Annotated in this window: 13 protein-coding genes, 8 tRNA genes, 1 other RNA gene and 1 pseudogene; 5 read left to right on the forward strand and 18 right to left on the reverse strand. The window is 41.0% G+C overall.

The genetic code is table 11. The features are described from left to right. Positions 1-3 precede the first annotated feature (3 nt). From BACCOP_RS17175 to BACCOP_RS17185, 3 genes are all read right to left on the reverse strand, one after another. Positions 4-522 (reverse strand): biotin/lipoyl-containing protein, encoded by a 519-nt coding sequence (locus BACCOP_RS17175; protein WP_007571370.1) that lies wholly within the window; start codon positions 520-522, stop codon positions 4-6. Between the two features lie 11 nt (positions 523-533). Further along, positions 534-2,045: an acetyl-CoA carboxylase biotin carboxylase subunit gene (accC, locus tag BACCOP_RS17180; RefSeq protein WP_007571372.1), complete on the reverse strand. Its 1,512-nt coding sequence runs from the start codon at positions 2,043-2,045 to the stop codon at positions 534-536. Positions 2,046-2,336: 291 nt separating this feature from the next. Further along, a complete protein-coding gene (locus BACCOP_RS17185; protein WP_007571375.1) occupies positions 2,337-3,833 on the reverse strand; it encodes a trypsin-like peptidase domain-containing protein in 1,497 nt (498 codons plus the stop codon). 258 nt (positions 3,834-4,091) lie between these two features. Between BACCOP_RS17185 and rnpB the strand changes: the two genes are divergently transcribed. Then, positions 4,092-4,458, forward strand: an RNA gene (gene rnpB, locus BACCOP_RS19330) — RNase P RNA component class A. A 22-nt stretch (positions 4,459-4,480) separates the two neighbouring features. Further along, positions 4,481-5,791, forward strand: a complete 1,311-nt coding sequence (locus tag BACCOP_RS17190; protein ID WP_040312227.1) for a YihY/virulence factor BrkB family protein — start codon at positions 4,481-4,483, stop codon at positions 5,789-5,791. A gap of 127 nt (positions 5,792-5,918) precedes the next feature. Here BACCOP_RS17190 and BACCOP_RS17195 read toward each other — a convergent pair whose 3' ends face one another. From BACCOP_RS17195 to BACCOP_RS17270, 15 genes and pseudogenes are all read right to left on the reverse strand, one after another. Then, a complete protein-coding gene (locus tag BACCOP_RS17195) occupies positions 5,919-6,524 on the reverse strand; it encodes a riboflavin synthase (RefSeq protein ID WP_007571377.1) in 606 nt (201 codons plus the stop codon). Positions 6,525-6,563: 39 nt separating this feature from the next. Continuing rightward, on the reverse strand, positions 6,564-6,770 hold the full coding sequence (locus tag BACCOP_RS17200; RefSeq protein WP_007571378.1) for a hypothetical protein: 207 nt from the start codon (positions 6,768-6,770) through the stop codon (positions 6,564-6,566). Positions 6,771-6,879: 109 nt separating this feature from the next. Next, positions 6,880-6,952 (reverse strand) — tRNA-Gly (locus BACCOP_RS17205). 23 nt (positions 6,953-6,975) lie between these two features. Then, positions 6,976-7,048, reverse strand: a tRNA-Gly gene (locus BACCOP_RS17210). A 5-nt stretch (positions 7,049-7,053) separates the two neighbouring features. Next, positions 7,054-7,137 (reverse strand) — tRNA-Leu (locus BACCOP_RS17215). Between the two features lie 39 nt (positions 7,138-7,176). After that, a tRNA-Gly gene (locus BACCOP_RS17220) sits at positions 7,177-7,249 on the reverse strand. Positions 7,250-7,258: 9 nt separating this feature from the next. Further along, positions 7,259-7,342, reverse strand: a tRNA-Leu gene (locus BACCOP_RS17225). Between the two features lie 19 nt (positions 7,343-7,361). Then, positions 7,362-7,442, reverse strand: a tRNA-Leu gene (locus BACCOP_RS17230). A gap of 28 nt (positions 7,443-7,470) precedes the next feature. Beyond that, a tRNA-Gly gene (locus tag BACCOP_RS17235) sits at positions 7,471-7,543 on the reverse strand. 380 nt (positions 7,544-7,923) lie between these two features. Continuing rightward, on the reverse strand, positions 7,924-9,087 hold the full coding sequence (nspC, locus tag BACCOP_RS17245) for a carboxynorspermidine decarboxylase (protein ID WP_022125161.1): 1,164 nt from the start codon (positions 9,085-9,087) through the stop codon (positions 7,924-7,926). Positions 9,088-9,101: 14 nt separating this feature from the next. After that, positions 9,102-11,456, reverse strand: a complete 2,355-nt coding sequence (locus tag BACCOP_RS17250; RefSeq protein ID WP_007571381.1) for an ATP-dependent helicase — start codon at positions 11,454-11,456, stop codon at positions 9,102-9,104. Between the two features lie 245 nt (positions 11,457-11,701). Next, on the reverse strand, positions 11,702-13,384 hold the full coding sequence (locus BACCOP_RS17255; protein WP_007571382.1) for a RagB/SusD family nutrient uptake outer membrane protein: 1,683 nt from the start codon (positions 13,382-13,384) through the stop codon (positions 11,702-11,704). A 22-nt stretch (positions 13,385-13,406) separates the two neighbouring features. Then, positions 13,407-16,325: pseudogene (locus BACCOP_RS17260) on the reverse strand (SusC/RagA family TonB-linked outer membrane protein). A gap of 513 nt (positions 16,326-16,838) precedes the next feature. Continuing rightward, entirely contained in the window at positions 16,839-18,203 is a 1,365-nt protein-coding gene (locus BACCOP_RS17265) for a PFL family protein (protein WP_007571384.1), read from the reverse strand. Between the two features lie 14 nt (positions 18,204-18,217). After that, positions 18,218-18,490: an ACT domain-containing protein gene (locus tag BACCOP_RS17270; RefSeq protein WP_007571386.1), complete on the reverse strand. Its 273-nt coding sequence runs from the start codon at positions 18,488-18,490 to the stop codon at positions 18,218-18,220. Positions 18,491-18,648: 158 nt separating this feature from the next. Between BACCOP_RS17270 and BACCOP_RS17275 the strand changes: the two genes are divergently transcribed. From BACCOP_RS17275 to BACCOP_RS17285, 3 genes are all read left to right on the forward strand, one after another. Beyond that, a tRNA-Ser gene (locus tag BACCOP_RS17275) sits at positions 18,649-18,736 on the forward strand. A gap of 263 nt (positions 18,737-18,999) precedes the next feature. Further along, complete coding sequence (locus BACCOP_RS17280; RefSeq protein ID WP_007571388.1) at positions 19,000-19,455, forward strand: GNAT family N-acetyltransferase; 456 nt, start codon at positions 19,000-19,002, stop codon at positions 19,453-19,455. A 199-nt stretch (positions 19,456-19,654) separates the two neighbouring features. Further along, positions 19,655-21,802 (forward strand): M3 family metallopeptidase, encoded by a 2,148-nt coding sequence (locus BACCOP_RS17285; RefSeq protein WP_007571389.1) that lies wholly within the window; start codon positions 19,655-19,657, stop codon positions 21,800-21,802. Positions 21,803-21,900: the final 98 nt, after the last annotated feature.

Raw genomic sequence — 21,900 nt, forward strand, 5'->3', positions numbered from 1 at the left:
AATTTAATCCTCCTCTTTAATCACATCCAGTGTCATGATAACCTGGTTACTGTTTACAGAGTCACCTTCATTTACGAAGATTTCTTTTACAACACATTCGCTGTTTACTTTGTAATTACTCTGCATCTTCATGGCTTCTATCACAACCACGATATCACCAGCCTGCAAGCGGTCGCCAGCCTTTACTGGAATCTTAACCACTTTACCCGGCATAGGAGAAACAATCTTATCCTGCTGTTTCTCATCAGCTCCCTTACGCATGCGAAGGTATTTTGCCTGCGAATCTATAATATCAATATTATATGACTGGTAATGAGCATTTACCGTATAACTCTTTCCGCCTTCTTTACGGATCAGTTCTGCATTATACGATTTTCCTTCATGCAAAATAGAACAACTACCGTTTTCTGCCATTACAATATCAACATCGTAAGGAACACCGTCGATAGTCAACTGTACTTTATTGCCTTCCTTGCTAACCAACGTAACGTCAGCAACTCTATCACCTATATGTATTTCCATAAATATCTTCTTTAAATTCGCAATACACCTTTTTTCAATCCGAACTCACGCCAACGACTGATAGGACGATTGTCTGAAGAGCCAGAATTATTCTCTTCCAGATTCATCAGATAGTCGATGTATGCTGCAATCATAGCAATATTTTCAGTTTCTTCTTCCTTCTGACCAGCCCATTCACGCAACATATCCTGATGCTTTGGTATAAACAAGGTATTATAATGACCTTCTACAAAATCAGGTACATTCATGATGTGACGCAAATAACCGATATTTGTTTTCAAGCCGGTAATCTTGTATTCGTAAAGCACACGGCGCATACGTTCGATAGCAAATTCACGAGTAGTAGCCCATACGATCAGCTTACCGATCATCGGGTCATAATAAATAGGAATTTCATAACTTTCGTATACATAGCTATCGATACGAACACCGATACCGTTGGGTTCCATCAACTGACGGATAACTCCCGGTGAAGGCATAAAGTTATTTTCAGAGTCCTCTGCGCAAATACGACATTCGATAGCATGACCACGCTGCTTCAGATCTTCCTGTTTGAAATGAAGAGGCACATTGTTTGCAATACGGAGCTGTTCCTTTACCAAGTCAACACCTACAACTTCTTCTGTAATAGGATGTTCTACCTGAAGACGAGTATTCATTTCAAGGAAATAGAAATTGCGGTGTTTGTCAACAAGGAATTCAATTGTTCCTGCTCCCTTATAATTTACAGCCTTGGCAGCCGCTACAGCAGCCTCACCCATTTTCTGGCGTAATTCAGGAGTAACAAACGGAGACGGAGTTTCTTCTACAATCTTCTGGTTACGACGCTGAATAGAACATTCGCGTTCGAACAGATGTACCGCATTACCATAATTATCTCCTAAAATCTGGAATTCAATATGATGCGGTTCCTCTACAAATTTCTCCAGATAAACTGTATCATCACCAAATGATGACATAGATTCCGAACGAGCTGTATTATAAGCTTCTTCCACTTCAGACTCACTATGAATAAGGCGCATACCTTTACCACCGCCTCCCATAGAAGCCTTCAGCATAACCGGATAACCGATACGATTACAGATTTCTTTTGCTTCCTCTACACTCTGCAAAGGCTGTTCCGTACCAGGAACCACCGGCACTCCCGCAGCAATCATGTGTTTACGTGCAGAAATCTTATCGCCCATCGCATCCATTGTTTCAGGATCAGGACCGATAAAAATGATTCCTTCTTCACGACAACGACGTGCAAACTCGGAGTTTTCCGATAAGAAACCATATCCCGGATGAATTGCATCCACTCCATGGCGCTTAGCCGCCATGATAATTTTATCAATATTCAGATAGCTTTCACGAGATGCTGCCGGACCAATCAGGCAAGCCTCATCTGCATAAAGTACGTGGCGTGCCGTTCTATCAGCTTCCGAAAAGACTGCCACGGTACGAATGCCCATTTCACGGCAAGAACGCATCACGCGCACAGCAATTTCGCCACGGTTAGCGATTAATACTTTGTGTATCATGCTTTATGTTTTAGTTATTATCTTCGTTTAAGCCGCCGCCGCGTCATTCGGCACATGCAGCCAAAATCTGTGCAAAAGTAGCAAAAAAAGAGACACCGTTCTAAATATCCTCTCTTTTTTTACCCTGAGAAAGGCTTTTAGCACAAAATACCTAGCTTTAGGTATACATTCCACTCTAATATAAACCAAAACGCAATGTCGAGGTAGCAAAAAGCAAAAGTCCGAAGAGTAAACCCTTCGGACTTTTCAAACATATCTTTTTACTTCAAAAACAATACCTGTTTATTATACTTAATTCTGTGATAAATCTACTGCATAGTTGGCACGTTTTCCTGACGGATATATACCTACCATAAACAATACCTGATCAGGAGATTGAGAAGCCGCTTTCATAACTTCTTCCAGATCCTGCACTGTTTTCAGTTGTTTTCCGTTAGCTTTCAGTATGATAAATCCTTTACGGATACCAGAATCTGCCATTCTGCCTTCACTTACTCCTGTTACCTGAACACCATAACCTAAATTCAGTTGTTTCTTCAATTCGGCAGGCACTTCGCGGAATGCTGCTCTCAGTAATTCCATATCAGCATTCTTTACAATCTTAGTATTACCTTGGGCATTTTTCAGTGTTACAGTGAAAGTCTTTTCTTTCTTATCACGCCATACTTTCAATTTAATCTTATCACCCGGACGATATTTAGCCAGTGATCCTTGTAATTCGGCCATGGTCTTCACTTTCTTTCCGTTCAATTCCATTATAACGTCGTTCTTTTCCAAAACGCCATCTACCGAACCACCTTCTGTCACTTCAACAACCTGTACACCATCGTTGATGCCCAGCTCTTTCTGTTCCTTACGGATTTCATCCGGATAAGTTTCATCACCCATGTTTCGTCCTGCAATACCCAACAGAGCACGTTGTACAGTACCGTATTGCTTCAGGTCTGTAACAACCTTTGTCATAATGCTTGTAGGAATAGCAAATCCGTAACCCGAATAAGCTCCTGTAGGAGATACCAACATAGCATTAATACCTACCAATTCTCCATTAGCATTAACTAACGCACCACCACTGTTTCCCTGATTAATGGCAGCATCAGTCTGGATAAACGACTCTACACCATTAGCACCAAGTCCACGAGCCTTAGCACTGACAATACCAGCAGTTACTGTAGAACCCAAATTAAACGGATTACCTACAGCCAGTACCCATTCTCCAACTTTCAAGCGTTCAGAATCACCAACCGGTATGGCAGGAAAATCATCACCTTCTATTTTAACCAATGCTAAATCGGTAGTCGGGTCTGTACCAATTACACGTCCTTTCATTTCACGACCGTCGTGCAACTTGACAGAAATTTCATCAGCTCCATCAATTACGTGATTATTGGTTACAATATAACCATCCTTCGAAATAATTACACCCGAACCAAATCCACGCTGTTCAGGAGTTTGCACCTGCTGCTGACGTCCGCGCCCATCACCGAAGAAGAAATCAAATATATCAGGCTGACTCTGTATTGTTTTCACTTTACTTCTCTGTACAGACATAATATGTACAACAGAGTTCAAAGAACTTTCTGCCGCTTTAGTCAAATCAATCGGCTGCATGCTAGTTGCATCCAAAGCTGCATAGCGCACATTAGACGCTGTCTGGAATTCATCATAAAAAGACAAATTTTTGTCTTGTCTAGACTGCATAAGAGTATAAGTAGTAACCCCTGCCACCCCTGCACTGACAGCCAATACTGCGACTGCTCCAAATGCGATTTTAGTTGCCTTTTTCATATGTTTATATCATTTAAATTGTTAATTTCAACTCTTATTTAACATTTTATTTGCTAAAGTAGAACAAAATTCATACGATTGTACTCTACACAACATCTTTTTTCCCTCTTTTAACAAAGCAAACTTTCCTATTAACCGCAGTTAACGACTACTGCCTGACAAATTTACATTCATTATCAGACTGTTCGATAGAATTGCAGATATTTCTGACAAAAATGACACAAATTCGTTTTATTTGCGTACCTTTGCAAACAGAAAGCAGTTGGTCGGTTTGTCGCTGGTACTTATATGTACAAGAGGAAAGTCCGGGCAACACAGAGCATCCTACTTCCTAACAGAAAGCTGCCTGCAAAGGTAGAGTAATGCAGAAGAAAATAACCGCCAGTCCACACCGGAAAGGCAAGGGTGAGAAGGTAGGGTAAGAGCCTACCAGACGTATAGCGATATGCGTGCTGTGCATCTTAGGAGTTGTAAGGTCATGTAAACCGGCATTAAGGAGGGTTGCTCGCCCCACGTCGGAGGGTAGACCGCTAGAACTTACTGGTGACAGTGAGTGTAGATAAATGACAGACACTTTGCATTTCGATGCAGAGAACGGAACCCGGCTTATAGACCGACTGCTTTTTTCATTGAAAAACCTTATCGCCATGAGTTATACGAGAATAAAAAACTGGCTACAATTTCTCACCGACGGCATATGGAGAATTACCGAAGATGAGATATCTCCCGTACGGCGACAAATATATTCGTGCATCAAAATCGTTTATCTTTCTGTAAACCAGTTTCTAAACGACCGTATCCAGATACGTGCCTCCGCACTGACCTACAGCACGCTACTGTCGATTATTCCCATTCTTGCCATCCTGTTCGCCATCGCACGAGGATTCGACTTCGACGCATTAATGGAAATACAGCTCCGCAAAGGTGTTGCAAGCCAGCAGAGTGAACTTATTATTTCGTGGATAAACTCCTATCTGGAGCATGCCCAAAGTGGAATATTTATCGGAATCGGTTTAATCATGTTATTATGGACTGTTCTTATACTGACAGACAACATCGAACGAAGCTTCAATGCAATCTGGCAGGTAAAACACCCCCGTTCAGTCTTTCGCAAAATAACTGATTATTTTTCCATGATTCTCCTTTTACCACTGCTGATAGTCATTTCAAGTGGTCTTACCATTTTTATGACTACATATATAAAGAACATGGATAACTTCCTGGTACTTGCGCCTATCCTGAAATTCCTGGTAAGACTTACCCCATATGCACTGACCTGGGGAATGTTTATCGGACTCTACATATTTATCCCAAACACCAAAGTCAAATTAAAGCACGCCTGGTTTCCGGGAATACTGGCAGGAACCGCCTTTCAGGCATTTCAGTTCTTTTATGTAAACAGTCAGATATGGGTTTCAAATTACAACGCTATCTACGGAAGCTTTGCTGCCATTCCCATGTTTTTGTTATGGACACAGATTTCCTGGACAATCTGCCTCTTCGGAGCTGAAATGAGCTACGTAAGCCAAAATCTGGGTTCGTTCGATTTCGGAAAAGAAAGTGCAAATATCAGCCGCAGATATCATGATTTCTTTTGCACCATTATACTTTCAGTCATCTGCAAGAGTTTTGCAGAAGAAAAGACACCTTACTCTGCAGAAGAAATAAGCAAACAATACAAAATTCCTATCCGACTCACCAAACGGATCTTATATGAACTGCAAGACATACATCTGATTTTCGAAACAATAGAAGAGAAAAAAGGCGATGTACGCTATCTTCCGGGCATAGACATCAATAAACTTACAGTAGGTACACTGCTGGAGAAACTAGATTCTGCCGGTTCCGAAGATTTCAAGGTAGATCGCCAGCAATATTCTGACTCATGGAAAATTCTGGAGCATGCACGCAAGGAATATATGTACAACAACAGTCAGATTTTACTGAAAGATTTATAGGCAGTCACCAGACATATCAGAACAACAGATACGAAAAGAGCAGAAAACACAATTCTTCTTCTGCTGCATAAAAAAATTATCCCCGTCATAAAATATGGCGGGGATAAGTCTTACAAATACAGCTACCTTATTTTGTCAACTGCATCATGCGGCTCAAATACTTGCCGATAATATCAAACTCCAAGTTCACTACGCTACCAACCTGAAACGTATGGAAGTTGGTATGCTCATAGGTATATGGGATAATGGCAACCTGGAAAGTATCTTCAGTCGGATTACAGACCGTCAGACTAACTCCATTCACTGTAACCGAACCTTTGTCAACAGTAAAATATCCTCGTTTTGCCATTTCCGGACCGAATGCATACTTGAATGTAAAATACCAGCTGCCCTCTGCGTCATCTATAGCTACACAAGTAGCAGTCTGATCTACATGTCCCTGAACGATATGCCCGTCCAGACGTCCATTCATCATCATACTGCGTTCTACATTAACCTTATCTCCCACTTTCAGCAAACCAATATTAGAACGTTCGATAGTTTCCTTCATGGCCGTAACCGTATAAGTTCCATCCTGAATACTCACTACAGTCAGACAAACTCCATTATGAGAAACACTCTGGTCTATTTTTAACTCATCAACAAACGAACATTTCAACGTGAGGTGCAGATTTTCCTGATCCTTTACCACCTTTACCACTTCTGCATATTCTTCAACTATCCCTGAGAACATAAATTCATTATTTTATATTAATACTTCTACTTTTTACAATCACTGTACCGGAATAGGCTTACTCCAGACCGTATTGCCTTCTGAGTCGACTACCGAAATAGTTCCCCCGGCATAATCCTCTATGTAACTATTCCCTTTTACCAGCATATCCTCCGCCATACGTATGGCTTTTTCCTCTGTTCTTATAAAGAAGCCTTTATTATCGCTTGAGCTTCCATCCGAAAAATAAATATCATAAGTTTTCATGGTTATATCATTTAAATATTGCGGGCACAAATATATATATTATCAGCTAGAAGAAGCAAACTTATGACATAAAAAAAGAGAAACCAACATTTGTCGATTTCTCTGAAAGAGCGGAAAACGAGACTCGAACTCGCGACCCTAACCTTGGCAAGGTTATGCTCTACCAACTGAGCTATTTCCGCAGTTATTCTGCAATATGTAAAAGAGCGGAAAACGAGACTCGAACTCGCGACCCTAACCTTGGCAAGGTTATGCTCTACCAACTGAGCTATTTCCGCAATTATGGTGCCCAGAACAGGACTCGAACCTGCATGCCTCTCGACACACGCACCTGAAACGTGCGCGTCTACCATTCCGCCACCTGGGCAAAATCAGCCTTTCGACTTACGCAACTTTCATTGCTTTGAGCGGAAAACGAGACTCGAACTCGCGACCCTAACCTTGGCAAGGTTATGCTCTACCAACTGAGCTATTTCCGCAATTATCAGTGAAGGAAATGAGACTCGAACTCACACGACATAACTGTCACCACCCCCTCAAAGTGGCGCGTCTACCAATTCCGCCATTCCTCCGAAACAAAGATTTGAACAGTGCCCAGAACAGGACTCGAACCTGCATGCCTCTCGACACACGCACCTGAAACGTGCGCGTCTACCATTCCGCCACCTGGGCAAATCATGCGCAAACCTTTCACGCTTTGAGCGGAAAACGAGACTCGAACTCGCGACCCTAACCTTGGCAAGGTTATGCTCTACCAACTGAGCTATTTCCGCATTCTGTAATTAGCGCAAGCGATTTTTCGATTGCGAGTGCAAAGGTAATGCTTTTTCCGAAACTACCAAAACATTATAATACTTTTTTCATCAAAAGCTATTATATTGTCTTTTTCAACCCCATTTTGAAGCAATTACACAAGCTTCTTTTCCTCCAAAAACAAGATTCAGGGAAAGTAGAAAAAAACTTCAGCATATTTAAGGAAAAACATCTCGATATTTTTTTATTTTTTGTACAAAAGCCAGCAACCTTTGTACGATTTTTTTTGAAAGATAACGACAGCTATCCCAACCGTCAGGCATCTTCAATAAAAAACGTCCGCACAAGCCTGTTCGAAGGTGTACGGACGCTATGACTTACAATCAGAAGTAACTTATAATCAACACATTCTGTCGCGATAATCTTCATAACGGAAGGTTTTATACACCTCCAGTTCTCCATCAGTGTGGAGCAAAGCAACAGAAGGATGATGAATTCCATTAAACATGTTTGTCTTCACCATCGTATAATGAATCATATCTTCGAATATGATGCGTTCGCCTATCTGCAATTCATGATCGAACTTCCAACTGCCCATATAGTCACCACTCAAGCAGCTGTTTCCGCCCAAACGATAAACATGGTCCTCACGAGCAGCAGTCTTCACAGCATCAGGCGGAAGGGTTTCGGCATTGCGCACCTTAGGCTGATAAGGCATTTCCAGACAGTCGGGCATGTGACAGGTAAAGCTCACGTCAAGAATAGCCGTACGTATACCTCTGCTCTCTACCACATCGACAACCGATGCTACCAGCGGTCCGGTCTGCCAGGTAAAGGCTGATCCCGGTTCCAGAATAATCTGAAGATTCGGATAGCGTTCACGCAAACCTTTCAACAGTCCGATAAGGTGTTCCACATCGTAGTCTTTACGTGTCATCAGGTGTCCCCCACCCAAATTCAGCCATTTCAATTGAGGGAACCAGCGAGAGAACTTTTCTTCAATGTGTTTCAGTGTACGTTCCAGCTCATACGAACTCGACTCACAATGACAATGACAATGAAAGCCTTCAATTCCTTCGGGCAAACGGTCGGGAAGCAAATCGGCAGTCACACCGAAACGGGTTCCGGGAGCACAAGGATTATAAAGTTCTACTTCCACTTCCGAATACTCTGGATTCACACGAATACCACAAGATACATGTTCCGGATAAGCCTTTGCCTGCGGATAAAAACGCTCGAACTGCGACAGCGAATTGAACGTAATATGACTGCTATACTTCAGAAAAGCAGGAAAATTGGTCTCTGTATAAGCAGGAGAATACGTATGAGCCTTGCTGCCAAACTCTTCGAAAGCCAGTCTGGCTTCGTATTCAGAACTTGCTGTTGTGTAATGAATATATTCACGGAATATCGGAAACGATTTCCACATGGCAAAAGCCTTGAAAGCAAGAATAATTTCCACACCGGCACGTTCTGCCACACTTTTTATCAGACTCAGGTTCTTTCTGAGCAAATCTTCTTCCATAACATAACAGGGAGAAGGAACTTTTGTTACATCCAACATATATTTATCAATCTTTATTCTATTATTTTAAACCGTGCAAACTTCAGCAGCAACTGCTTTTCTCCCGCATTACGGAAGCGTACCGTTGCCTTACAGTTATCTCCACTTCCTTCAACTTTAATAATCTCGCCTATACCGAAACGTTCGTGTTCTATCTGCTTTCCGGCACAAACTCCATTTACAGCAGGAGAAGAAGCAGAAGTTCCGACAGAAGTTTCCGCCGCAGGGATTCTACGCAGTACACGTGGAGCAGCCGGCTTGACGAAGCGACGAGGTTCTTCGGGAATTTCACCTCCATCAAACATCGACGGCGAATTACCAGATATATACCGCGGAGTGTCCGAATCCATTTCACGGCGAAAACGCTTCGCCCCCTCTTCTACCTTTCGGGAAACGATATCCTCCTGAGGCAGGTTCAAATATCTGGCATCTATATCTTTTAAGAAACGACTGGGATTACTGAATTCCACCTTACCGTATTTAAAACGAGTCTTGGCAAACGACAGAAAACAGTGTTCTTCCGCACGGGTAATAGCTACATAAAACAACCGGCGTTCTTCCTCAAGCTGCTTGTATGAATCGCCAGCCATCGGACTAGGAAACAAATTTTCCTCCAAGCCTACAACAAAAACATTCTTAAACTCCAGTCCCTTTGCCGAATGAATGGTCATCAATGTCACCTTGGGTGCATCATCAGCCCCTTCACTGTCCTGATCAGTAAGCAACGACACTTCCGACAAATAATCAGTAAGCAGGATATGCGTATTGCCTTCTTCTTCCCGACCGGCACAGAAATCGTGCATACCGTTTATCAATTCTTCAATGTTTTCCTGCCGGCTCAAATTCTCAGGCGAACGGTCCTGATAAATATCATTGATGATACCCGACTGACGGACAATGTCTTTTCCCAACTCGTAGGCTCCGGTATGCGAAACCGCTTCTACAAATCCGGCAATCAAATCACGGAATGCCTGCAATTTGGTGTGAGTGCCTTTCGTCAAAGATACTCCATAAGTCAGCGGTTCGTTCAACACCTTCCACAAGCTTACTCTATGCACATTGGCTGCATCAATAATCTTATTTAATGTAGTATTGCCTATCCCCCTTGCCGGATAATTGATAACACGCTTGAAAGCCTCCTCATCATTCGGATTGACAGCCAAGCGGAAATAAGCTATCACATCTTTTATTTCCTTACGCTGATAGAAAGACAAGCCTCCGTAAATACGGTAAGGAACTCCCCTCTTGCGTAATGCCTCTTCGAAGATACGGCTTTGGGCATTCGTACGATACAATACAGCAAATTCATCGTATGAATATCCTTTTTTGGTCCGGAGCTGGGCTATCTTGTTTGCAACAATCTCCCCTTCTTCCACATCGCTGTAAGCATTGAATACCGTAATAGGTTCTCCCTTATCGTTTTCAGAGAAAACTTCCTTACGTATCTGCTCCCTGTTTTTCTCTATAAGACTGTTTGCCGCCTTGACAATGGTCTGCGTAGAACGATAATTCTGTTCCAGCTTAAACAAGCGGGCATCCTTATATAAACTTGTAAACTTCAGAATATTGTCGATGTTCGCTCCGCGGAAAGAGTAAATACTCTGCGCATCATCACCTACAACACAGACATGGCGATATTTTTCTGTAAGTTGCAGTACAATGCAATGTTGTGCATAGTTAGTATCCTGATACTCATCTACCAAAACATAGCGGAAGCGAGAAGCATACTTGTCACACAGTTCCGGATGTGTCTGAAACAATATATAGGTGTAAACTAGCAAGTCGTCAAAATCCATGGCATCACTCTGCCGGCAACGCTCCCAGTATCTCCGGTAAATATCGCGCACAGCCGGTATTTTAGCAGCCTGGTCATTTTCATAAAGTTCACGACTGGCAGCATAGGCATCGGGAAGCATCAGATGATTTTTGGCATTACTGATACGCGACTGTACCACTCCCGGCTTATACACTTTATCGTCCAGCTGCATTTCTTTGATAATGGCCTTGATCAGACTTTTCGAATCGGCGGCATCATAAATAGTAAAATTTGCAGAAAAACCAATGGCAGCCGCTTCCGTACGCAAAATACGTGAAAAGATAGAATGGAAAGTCCCCATCCATAAGTATCGCGCACGTTCCGCTCCTACCCGACGCGCAATACGTTCCTTCATCTCACGTGCAGCCTTATTGGTAAAAGTCAGAGCAAGAATAGACCACGGCTCATAACCGTTATCCAGCAGATAAGCTATCTTATAAGTCAGCACACGGGTTTTTCCCGATCCGGCTCCTGCAATAACAAGAGAAGGACCATCATTGTATAACACCGCAGCACGCTGACTTTCATTCAGTTCATTCAAGTAATCTGTCATACAGGTTAAAATATTTCAGGCACAAAGATAGCACAAATCCAGCAGTGTTCTAATACATTTCCAAGCTACGCCTAAACAATTTTTCCAAACTCGAATATTTATTATAAAATCCCCAAAGCTTACTGCTACAGTAAAAACACGAAAAGAGGAAGTTCCCCGGCATTTTATCCGGCAGAACCTCCTTCTCTCTCTACAGTCTCGATTATATAATATACCTTACTGAAAACCGAAAACCATCTTCTAAATTAAAGGTTTGGATTTTTAGCCGAATCAGTATCTGGATAAGGCATATATACCATCTTATCATTCCATGAGCCGCTTACTTCTACACCTTCTTTCACCTTTACTCCCGGCACTATTTCAATTTCAGGATTGCCCTGACGTTCTTCAAACGTTTTCTGTAGAAGTTTCATACGGAACTGGTCTGCCCGGCGAGTTACCATAGCAACCCAATAACCAGCAACTTCCCATCCATGTCCCTCTAAAGCAGCCTCAGCAAGCTGTGAAGCATTCATTGCATCAATATTTACTCCATTTATAACTTGCCATTTTCCATCATCTTCATACGTTTTTTCCTTTGTTCCATAGGTATCACCTACCATTCCACGCTTACGCACGTCTTTCAGACATTGTTTTGCCAATGACAAATCGCTTTCTCCCGCACGGGCAGCAGCTTCTGCGTACCACAGTTTCACTTCTGCATAGCGTATCAGACGATGACGATGCCCATTACACATATTCTGACTTGCAGGCAACGTATAATCATACGGAGCATCAATATTAGTCTTTGTCGACGGTTCCCAGTTTACAGAAAAGACGCTGAACATCGGATGACATTCCGGAATCACCCAACCGTCTTCTGATTTGTCATACCAGTTATGCAGTTCATACCCGTTTCCATCTTTATTGGGTTTCAGAATCTGTGGGTCATAAGTGGCATCCTTGCGAGGACCTTCCGGAAATTTCTGCCAGAAACGGATTTCTCCCCATGCATCTCCCCATCCACCAAGTGATTCAAACTGATCACATGAAGTAAGTTGGGAATCTTGCACCCAGTCTACATTTGGAGAATAATTAATTCCAAGAATGGTTTCCTTATTATAGTTATTACTCATGGCATATACATCGTAAAAATTCTCATCCATACGAATATCATATATTCCATTACGTTCACCTTCTATCACCTTCTTGGCTTCATCGGCTGCTTTTTTATAATAAGCAGTTCCTTTCCCTAAAGGCCATCCGGCCATAGCCATATACACAGCAGCACGCGTAGCCTCTACTGCTTGTTTGGTTACATATACATTTACACCATTCAAAAAAGCCGGTGCATTCTTATAACTTGCGGGTAGTCCTTCACATTCATCCGAAGTAAGGTCGGCTACAATTTGCTCGTACACCTGTTCTACACTGCTAGGTTTCATAGTGAAATCATCGTTTTCATTGGTCAGTGTCAATGGAATATCTCCGAAAAGGCGTACCAACGTAAAATAAGCATAAGCACGCCAGAACTTAGCCTGACCTATAGCCTGATTCAGCGATGCAGCATCAGTAGGAGTTTTCGAAGCGTTCTGTATAATAAAATTAGCAGCTTTTATAATTGCATAATGGTCGGACCAGCAATCTTTTACTCCTTTATTAGAGTTCACTGGAGCAAAACGGTCAATTTCTGCAGCGGCCTGCTTGTTACTTCCCGGATTGGTCGTAATATCATCTCCCTGCCACTGAGGATACTGAGGATTGGTACGAGTTTGTGAATAATTTACTTTACTGTACAACGAATATACACTCATATCCAGTTCTTCCTGTGTACTGAAATAACCTTCTGGAGTAAGTTTTCCCTGAGGATTTTCCTGAAGCAAGTCCGAACAGGAAACAGTTATCAATGAAGCTGCCATGATACAGCCCAGAAATATCTTTGTTTTCATATCATATCAATTTGATTAAAGGTTAAAAGTTCATGCGCACACCGAAGGTAAAAGTACGAGGAGTAGGATAAGCTCCCATATCAATACCTGCATCCACATCCACATTATCATTAGAGAAAGTTGTTCCAACCGGATCCATACCCTTATAACCGGTAATAGTAAAGAGATTCTGGCAGCTTAGCGTCAAACGGATATCGGCAAACTTTGTTACTTTTTTCGACAGATTATACGATAAACTGATATTTTCCAGTCTTACATAGCTAGCATCTTCAACCCACTTGGTAGATACAGCCTGATAATTATTTCCAGCCACCTTCAGCCCCGGATATATAGCCGACTGTCCCACCTTATCAAAATTATCAGTATAAGCCTCACGTAATGTAATAAAACGAGAATCGCCTACCATTGAAGCCATTGTAAAACGTGCCAGATTCAATCTGTCAGCTCCGAAGGCTCCGTTGAAGAATAAGTTAAGATCCCAATTTTTGTAAGTCAATGTATTATTCCATCCTACAGTAAAGTCAGGAGTTGCCTTTCCGATAACCCGACGATCGGATCCATCAATTGTTCCGCTATTATCCATATCCTGATAAGTATCCTTACCAGATTCATCAAGCCCTGTCCAGATATAACCATAGAAAGATCCGATTGCATATCCCGGCTTAATGATACTAGCCTCATCCACCATACCTGAAGCCGGCTTTGAGCCGAAGAAATAATAGTTTTCACCTCCAGCAAGTTTTTCTACACGATTCTTCAGATAAGTTCTGTTTACAGTTGTCGACCAGGTAAAATTCTTATGCTGAATCAAATGTGCAGTCAGTGATATATCTACACCTCGGTTACTGATTTCTCCATCATTCACCCAATAACTTGCACCACCTTTATAATTAGGCATTGTCTTTTTAAGCAAAGCATCGGTAGTGCGCTTATCAAAGTAATCGACACTCATTGACAAACGGTGATTGAACATTGAAAAATCCAGACCAACATCAAACTGGCGAGTCTTTTCCCATGTAAGTTCAGGAGTTGCAATATCATTAGCCCAATAACCGACATAGTCACTGCTTGTTCCAAAATTATATTTAGTCTGCGTCATCAGTCCTAAAGTAGAATACGGATCAATAGCCTGATTACCCACGATACCAAAACTAGCACGCAGTTTCAAGTCTTGTACAGCCTTGACATTCTTCATGAACTTTTCATTACTGATAGTCCAGGCAGCAGCTACAGAAGGAAAGAATCCCCATTTATTTTTAGAGAAGCGAGAAGAACCGTCAGCACGGAAAGTACCTGTCAGCTGATAACGGTCGTTATAATTATACATCACACGCGTTACTCCGGAAACCAGTGCCCAGTTCTGTATACCATTACTTACATCGCGGCTTTGAGCCATACTTGCATCCCACCAACCGACAGATTCCGTCAAAAGATTTTTTCCGGAAATATTCATCAGACGTTCCTCATACTTCGTTACTTCGTATACGGCAGTAGATGTCAGCGAGTGCTTATTCCACTTACCCATGTAAGTAAAGTTATTAGAACTCTGCAACATCATACGGTAGGTATCACTATTTCCCATGCTGTTCGACGGATTCACCCGTTTAGAAGAAAAACTGTATGATTTGGCATCGTAATAGTCAACACCGTTAGTTGTCGTAAAAGTCAGTCCTTTTGCAAGATTAAAACGCAAATCTACGTGTCCGGTAAACACATCAGTCATAGTTTCTCCACCTTGCAAACGCAAAATACCTACAGGATTGCTGGCTATGGAGTTAATAGGATCCTTCGCATAATTATTACCATCCATCATCTGCATAGTAGGAGAATAGTTCATGGCAATCCAGATCGGATTATCTTTTCCAGTAGCAAAAGATCCTCCTTTACGTATATTATGCGAAGCATTGACATCTGCCGTCACATGCAGCCATGGAGTAACTTGTGACGTAACATTAGCTTTAGCCTGATAGCGTTCATTCTTCGACTCTATTACAACTCCAGTCTGTCCCATATAGTTGCCGGACAAATAGAACTGAGTCTTATCATTACCTGACGATACCGCTACTTTATAATTCTGAGTAATACCTGTACGGAAAATTTCATCCTGCCAGTCTATTCCTGGATTCGTACCATTCAAATAAACAGACATCTCATCTTGCGTTTTCTTTCCAGCATCGACCAAAGCCTGAGCATATTCACGTGAATTAAGCAAATCATAGCGTTTATATACATTTGCAACTCCAAACGAGGCATCCAAAGTTACTTGAGTAGCTCCAGCCAACCCTGTCTTAGTCGTAACCAATACAACACCGTTTGAACCACGAGAACCATAGATAGCTGTAGAAGAAGCATCTTTTAAGACTTGCATAGACTGTATATCCTCTGGATTAATGCCATCCAAACCACTTTCCCGTACAATACCATCCACTACATACAAAGGATCATTACTTTTATTAATAGAACCAGAACCGCGCACACGAATCTTTACGCTACCGCCTGGCACACCACTGTTTTCCACTTGTACACCAGAAACACGTCCTTGCAAAGCATCCGAAACCTGCGTTATAGGCTGATCCTTAAAGCTTTTATTATCAAGTACAGCAACCACTCCTGCTACATCAGCCTTACGAACAGCTCCATAACCAATAACAACAACTTCATCCAAAGTTTCAGTATCTTCTTTCAGGACTATCTTTGCACCATTTTGATTTTTAGCCGAAACCTCCTGTGATACATAGCCTATATAAGAAAAAACTAAAACAGCATTCGGAGATGATAAGCTTAAAGAAAAGTTTCCTTCAAAATCCGTTATAGCACCATTTTCAGTACCTTTTTCTACTACATTTACTCCAATCAACGGATCACCATTTACATCGACAACAGTACCAGTAAATTCTGTAACTTACTGAGATACAGAAACTTCAGCAACATTCGCAGCCATTACTTCTGCTGCAGAACTAATTGCGACAAACAAACTAAGGGCAATGGGGACAGAGTGTAAAAGTCTCCTTGTCCAAGGAGAGTTCACCTCCCGACAAAATTGATTCTTTTTCATAAAAAAATTAAGGTTAACTATCAAAGTATTATTATCACCCAGATGCAATAATTAAATACAATAATTGACTTTAACAGGTTTAGTTAAAGTTTATTTTTGTTTTCCGCAAAGAAAGAATTTAATTTTAAAATCAGCAAGAATATCAGTAAAATATTTTCATTTTTAACCAATAAATAATGATAACATTTAGAAATACCCCGATAGTTTTATAATTCCTTTTCAAATAAGATCTTAACCTGCCTTCAAAATACTTTCAGAAGACCAAATAAAACACACAAGTAAAATAATTAATTGCATTTTATTATTGAAATATAAAGACTCGCTTGTCTCTCGAAACAAAAAAATCAGCCGAATTCTTTTCTATCGAATCCGGCTGATCTCTCATATAAAAAGCAATAATTAATTTTTAAAGCTATGAATCGGCGCAGGAATACGTCCCTTACGATTTACAAAAGCCTCACAGCTAAAACGGTTGACAGGCATCACAGGAGCATATCCCAGCAATCCACCAAACTCAACAGTATCACCAACCTCTTTACCCACTACAGGAATAATACGCACGGCGGTGGTTTTCTGGTTAATCATACCAATAGCTGTTTCATCGGCAATAATACCCGAAATAGTTGCAGCAGATGTAGTTCCTGGGATAGCAATCATATCCAAACCTACTGAACAAACACAAGTCATCGCCTCCAGTTTTTCCAAAGTTAAAGCACCGGCTTCTACCGCATTTATCATACCCTGATCTTCACTGACAGGAATAAATGCTCCACTTAGTCCTCCAACATACGATGAAGCCATTACTCCACCTTTCTTTACCTGATCGTTCAACAAAGCAAGAGCAGCTGTGGTTCCAGGTGCTCCCGGATGTTCCAAACCAATCTCCTGTAATATTTCGGCTACACTATCACCAATAGCCGGAGTTGGAGCAAGTGACAAATCAATGATACCGAAAGGAACGCCCAAACGGCGAGAAGCTTCCTGTGCAACCAGCTGTCCGACACGTGTAATCTTAAAGGCTGTACGCTTGATAGTTTCACAAAGTACCTCAAAACCTTCACCACGTACTTGTTCCAATGCGTATTTCACAACGCCCGGTCCGCTGACACCAACATTTATAATAGCATCGTCTTCCGATACTCCATGAAAAGCTCCTGCCATAAATGGATTATCATCGGGAGCATTACACAATACGACCAGTTTAGCACATCCCAAAGAATCACGCTCCTTAGTCAATTCCGCAGTCTCCTTGATTATTTCTCCCATAAGGCGAACAGCATCCATATTGATGCCTGTTTTAGTCGATCCCACATTCACTGAGCTGCAAATACGTTCCGTACAAGCCAAAGCCTTAGGAATAGAACGAATAAGCAATTCATCGCTTCGGGTCATGCCTTTCGAAACAATAGCAGAATATCCTCCGATAAAATTTACTCCCAATTCTTCTGCAACCCGGTCTAATGTCTGTGCTATCTTTACATAATCATCCGGAGTATGGCATGCAGTACCGCCAACCAATGCTATAGGAGTAATAGAAATACGTTTGTTTACGATAGGAATTCCATACTCCTTGGCAATATCCTCTCCCGTTTTTACCAGATTTTTAGCAAAGCGGGTCATCTTATTATATATATTCTGACAGAGAACATCCAGATTACTGTCGGCACAGTCCAACAAGTTTATTCCCATAGTAATGGTACGTACATCCAGATTTTCTTTCTCTATCATCTTATTGGTTTCGAGAACCTCGGATATATTAATCATAGCAATACTGTTTTTTAGATACGATGCATTTTATTGAATATTTCCTCACGCTGGCATTTCACCTGTACTCCGATTTCATTTCCGGCTTCTACCAGTTCAGTTACTATTTGCTCGAAAGGCTTTTCTATATTCGCCAGATCTACAATCATCATCATATTAAAATACTCCTGAACAATAGTCTGAGAAATATCCAATATGTTTACATTATTTTTAGCAAGATAAGAACATACCTTTGCTATGATACCCACTGTATCTCCACCTACTACAGTAATAATCGCCTTATTCATAATCAAGTTTTCTAAGTGTTATTAATTTTACAAAGATATGTATTTATTATCAAAAGCCACCTCTCTAAAAACTTTTTTTACCCAAATGCTTGCTTATTACAAAATTTTACGTACCTTTGCATCGCTTTTGAAAGGAAGCACTCTTACAAAAGAGTTTTGGAGAGGTGGCAGAGTGGTCGATTGCGGCGGTCTTGAAAACCGTTGTACCGCGAGGTACCCGGGGTTCGAATCCCTGTCTCTCCGCCAATAAAAAGTGTAAATCAAGCATTTGCGAGGTTTACACTTTTTTTATATTCTGAATTAGAATCTCTATCTGTTTTATTGGAGCATCCAACAACTGAAGTATCGTACAAGTCTATATACATAAAACGGTTCTAATAAATATTATTTTAATACAGAACTATAAAATTCAGTTTATACTTGTTGAATAAGCTACAGCTATCTAATTTTATGACTTCAATAAAAAAAGTATTTTATAGCACATCAAGCCATTTACATAAAAACTGAATATGATAAATATATATCCTATTTTCTACAACAAAAAGCAATATCTCGATTTACTGCTCCTTGCTGATGAGCAAGAATCCATGATCGATCGCTATTTAAAACGCGGAGACATGTTCGTTCTAGCTGAAAACAATGAGATAAAAGCTTCATGCGTTATAACCGAAGAAGGTAAAGGTATCTACGAAATCAAAAACATTGCTGTCTATCCACAGTTCCAGCGTCAGGGATATGGAAAAAAGTTGATATTCTTTCTTCTGAAACATTATAAAGCCCGATGCCATACAATGCTTGTCGGAACCGGAGACTCTCCTATAACTATAGCCTTCTACAAGAATTGCGGATTTGTATATTCACATCGGATACCCAACTTTTTCACCGACAATTATGAGCATCCGATTTTTGAAGCAGGTAAACAATTGAAAGATATGATTTACCTTAAAATTAGCATAAGCAAATAAGGAGCAACGTAAAAATCTAAGAGATTCGTCGACTAAAACATAGAGTTTCTCTAACCTATACAGAAAGAATTATACACTTACCTAAAAACGAAAAGCATCAAATATAAAAACAGGCAATCTGCCCCACTTGTTAAATTCCTGACATTTCGTTATATTTGCGCTCAAAGATTATAACAATTAACATACCTATTTTAACAAAATGAAGAAATGTTTATTCACAGCCGCCTTCGCTCTGGCATTGGGAGGAAGCAGCATGGCACAAAGTACCAATCCATTTCTATCAGAATCGTATGGTACTCCGTATGAAATTGCTCCATTCGAAAAAATTACTATCGACAACTACCGTGAAGCGTTCCTGAAAGGAATGGAAGAACAGAAACAGGAAATCAATGCTATTATCCGAAATCGCGCAGTACCCGACTTCGAAAACACTATCGTTGCACTCGACCGCAGTGGAGAACTGCTTACTAAAGTAGAATATGTTTTCGGACCTATCGCTAGTAGCAACTCAACCGAAGAGACTCGCGCTTTGGAAAAAGAACTGTCTCCATTATTTTCTGCACACAGCGATGATATTTACTTGAATCCATTGCTTTTTGCAAAAGTGAAAGAAGTTTACGACAATCAGAAAAAATTTGGATTAGATAAAGAACAGACCAAACTACTGGAAAATGTGTACAAGCGTTTTATCCGTGGCGGCGCTGGATTAAATGATGAGCAGAAAGCCGAATTACGTAAGCTGAACAGTGAAATATCACTGCTGGAACTTACATTCAGCCAAAACCTGATGCACGAAACCAATAACACATTTGTTACAGTCGACAAACTGGAAGAACTGGAAGGACTTCCAGAAGCAAATATCGAAGCTGCCGCTAAAATGGCAGAAGAAAACGGACAGAAAGGAAAATGGATGTTCAATATGCAGCGTCCAAGCTGTAACCCTGTTCTACAATACTGTAAAAACCGTGAATTGCGTCATCGCGTATATGATGCATATTACAATCGAGGAAATCAGAACAACCAGTATGACAATAAAGAAATATCCCGCAAACTGGTTACTTTACGCTTACAAAAAGCTAAGCTGATGGGATATGAAGATTATGCTTCTCTTGCCCTCGACAATCGTATGGCAAAAAACGAACAGAATGTATACCGCTTGCTCGACCAGGTATGGACTCCTGCTGTAGAAAAAGCTAAAGAAGAGCTGAATGATATACGTGCTGAAATAAAGAAAGATGGCTATAACTTCGAGCCGGAAGGATGGGACTATATGTACTATCTTAATAAAGCTAAACAAGCCAAATATGCTATCGATGAAGATAAAGTTTCAGAATACCTTGAAATCAACAATGTACTGAAAGGTATCTTCTATGTAGCAAATAAACTTTATGGCTTGACTTTCAGAGAATGTACAGATAAATTCCCTGTGTATGAAAAAACAGCTCAGTCATGGGAAGTGATCGATAAAGATGGTAAAGTACTTGCCCTCTTCTACAGCGACTATTACCCGCGTGACGGTAAAGGAGCCGGAGCCTGGTGTACAGGTTTCAGAGATCAGAGCTATAACGGCAATGAACGAGTTCTGCCAGTGGTTGTAAACGTATGCAACATGACAACTGCAAGCGGTGACAAACCTGCTTTGCAAAGCATTGACAATGTAACAACCATGTTCCATGAATTTGGACATGCCTTGCACAGTTTCATGTGCGACGTACACTACCCGGGAGTTTCCAATGTTGAACGCGACTTTGTAGAACTTCCTTCGCAAATAAATGAGCACTGGGCATTCGAACCGGAAGTGCTGAACATCTACGCCAAACACTACAAAACAGGCGAAGTAATACCAATGGAACTGGTAAAGAAAATAGAAGAAAGCGCTAAATACGGTCAGGGTTTTGCTACAGTAGAATATCTGGCTGCTTCGCTTACAGATATGGACTTACATACACTGAAAGAAGTTCCTTCTGACCTGAATGTTATGGAGTTCGAATCTCAAAAACTGAAAGAACGCGGAATTCCTTCACAAATCTATCCACGCTACCGTGTTACCAATTTCAGTCACACAATGGGAGGTGGATATACAGCCGGATATTACAGCTATATGTGGGCTGAGGTATTAGACTGTGACGCATTTCAGGCTTTCAAGGAAACAGGTGACATCTTCAACAAAGAAATGGCAGACAAATTCCGTAAATATATCCTGACACCGGGTGGCATCGACGATGGCATGACTATGTATAAGAATTTCCGTGGCCGCGAACCTAAGATAGATGCGTTACTCAAAAATCGTGGTTTACTGAAAGAAGAACCTCAAACACTAATCAATGGAGATATCGAAAAAAGATAAGCATCTCTAAGATATAAGTAAAAAATCGCTTCGGAGCATCTTAACATAAAGAATCCGAAGCGATTTTTTCATTTTTATTCATTCCATGTATAACCTTT

Origin of the sequence: Phocaeicola coprocola DSM 17136 (assembly GCF_000154845.1) — a bacterium.
Lineage (GTDB): Bacteria > Bacteroidota > Bacteroidia > Bacteroidales > Bacteroidaceae > Phocaeicola > Phocaeicola coprocola.

What these genes read in the sequence shown, in the direction of transcription:
- BACCOP_RS17175 (WP_007571370.1), bottom strand. Translation starts at nt 522, where the DNA reads ATGGAAATACATATAGGTGATAGAGTTGCTGACGTTACGTTGGTTAGC.
- accC (WP_007571372.1), bottom strand. Translation starts at nt 2,045, where the DNA reads ATGATACACAAAGTATTAATCGCTAACCGTGGCGAAATTGCTGTGCGC.
- BACCOP_RS17185 (WP_007571375.1), bottom strand. Translation starts at nt 3,833, where the DNA reads ATGAAAAAGGCAACTAAAATCGCATTTGGAGCAGTCGCAGTATTGGCT.
- BACCOP_RS17190 (WP_040312227.1), top strand. Translation starts at nt 4,481, where the DNA reads ATGAGTTATACGAGAATAAAAAACTGGCTACAATTTCTCACCGACGGC.
- BACCOP_RS17195 (WP_007571377.1), bottom strand. Translation starts at nt 6,524, where the DNA reads ATGTTCTCAGGGATAGTTGAAGAATATGCAGAAGTGGTAAAGGTGGTA.
- BACCOP_RS17200 (WP_007571378.1), bottom strand. Translation starts at nt 6,770, where the DNA reads ATGAAAACTTATGATATTTATTTTTCGGATGGAAGCTCAAGCGATAAT.
- nspC (WP_022125161.1), bottom strand. Translation starts at nt 9,087, where the DNA reads ATGTTGGATGTAACAAAAGTTCCTTCTCCCTGTTATGTTATGGAAGAA.
- BACCOP_RS17250 (WP_007571381.1), bottom strand. Translation starts at nt 11,456, where the DNA reads ATGACAGATTACTTGAATGAACTGAATGAAAGTCAGCGTGCTGCGGTG.
- BACCOP_RS17255 (WP_007571382.1), bottom strand. Translation starts at nt 13,384, where the DNA reads ATGAAAACAAAGATATTTCTGGGCTGTATCATGGCAGCTTCATTGATA.
- BACCOP_RS17265 (WP_007571384.1), bottom strand. Translation starts at nt 18,203, where the DNA reads ATGATTAATATATCCGAGGTTCTCGAAACCAATAAGATGATAGAGAAA.
- BACCOP_RS17270 (WP_007571386.1), bottom strand. Translation starts at nt 18,490, where the DNA reads ATGAATAAGGCGATTATTACTGTAGTAGGTGGAGATACAGTGGGTATC.
- BACCOP_RS17280 (WP_007571388.1), top strand. Translation starts at nt 19,000, where the DNA reads ATGATAAATATATATCCTATTTTCTACAACAAAAAGCAATATCTCGAT.
- BACCOP_RS17285 (WP_007571389.1), top strand. Translation starts at nt 19,655, where the DNA reads ATGAAGAAATGTTTATTCACAGCCGCCTTCGCTCTGGCATTGGGAGGA.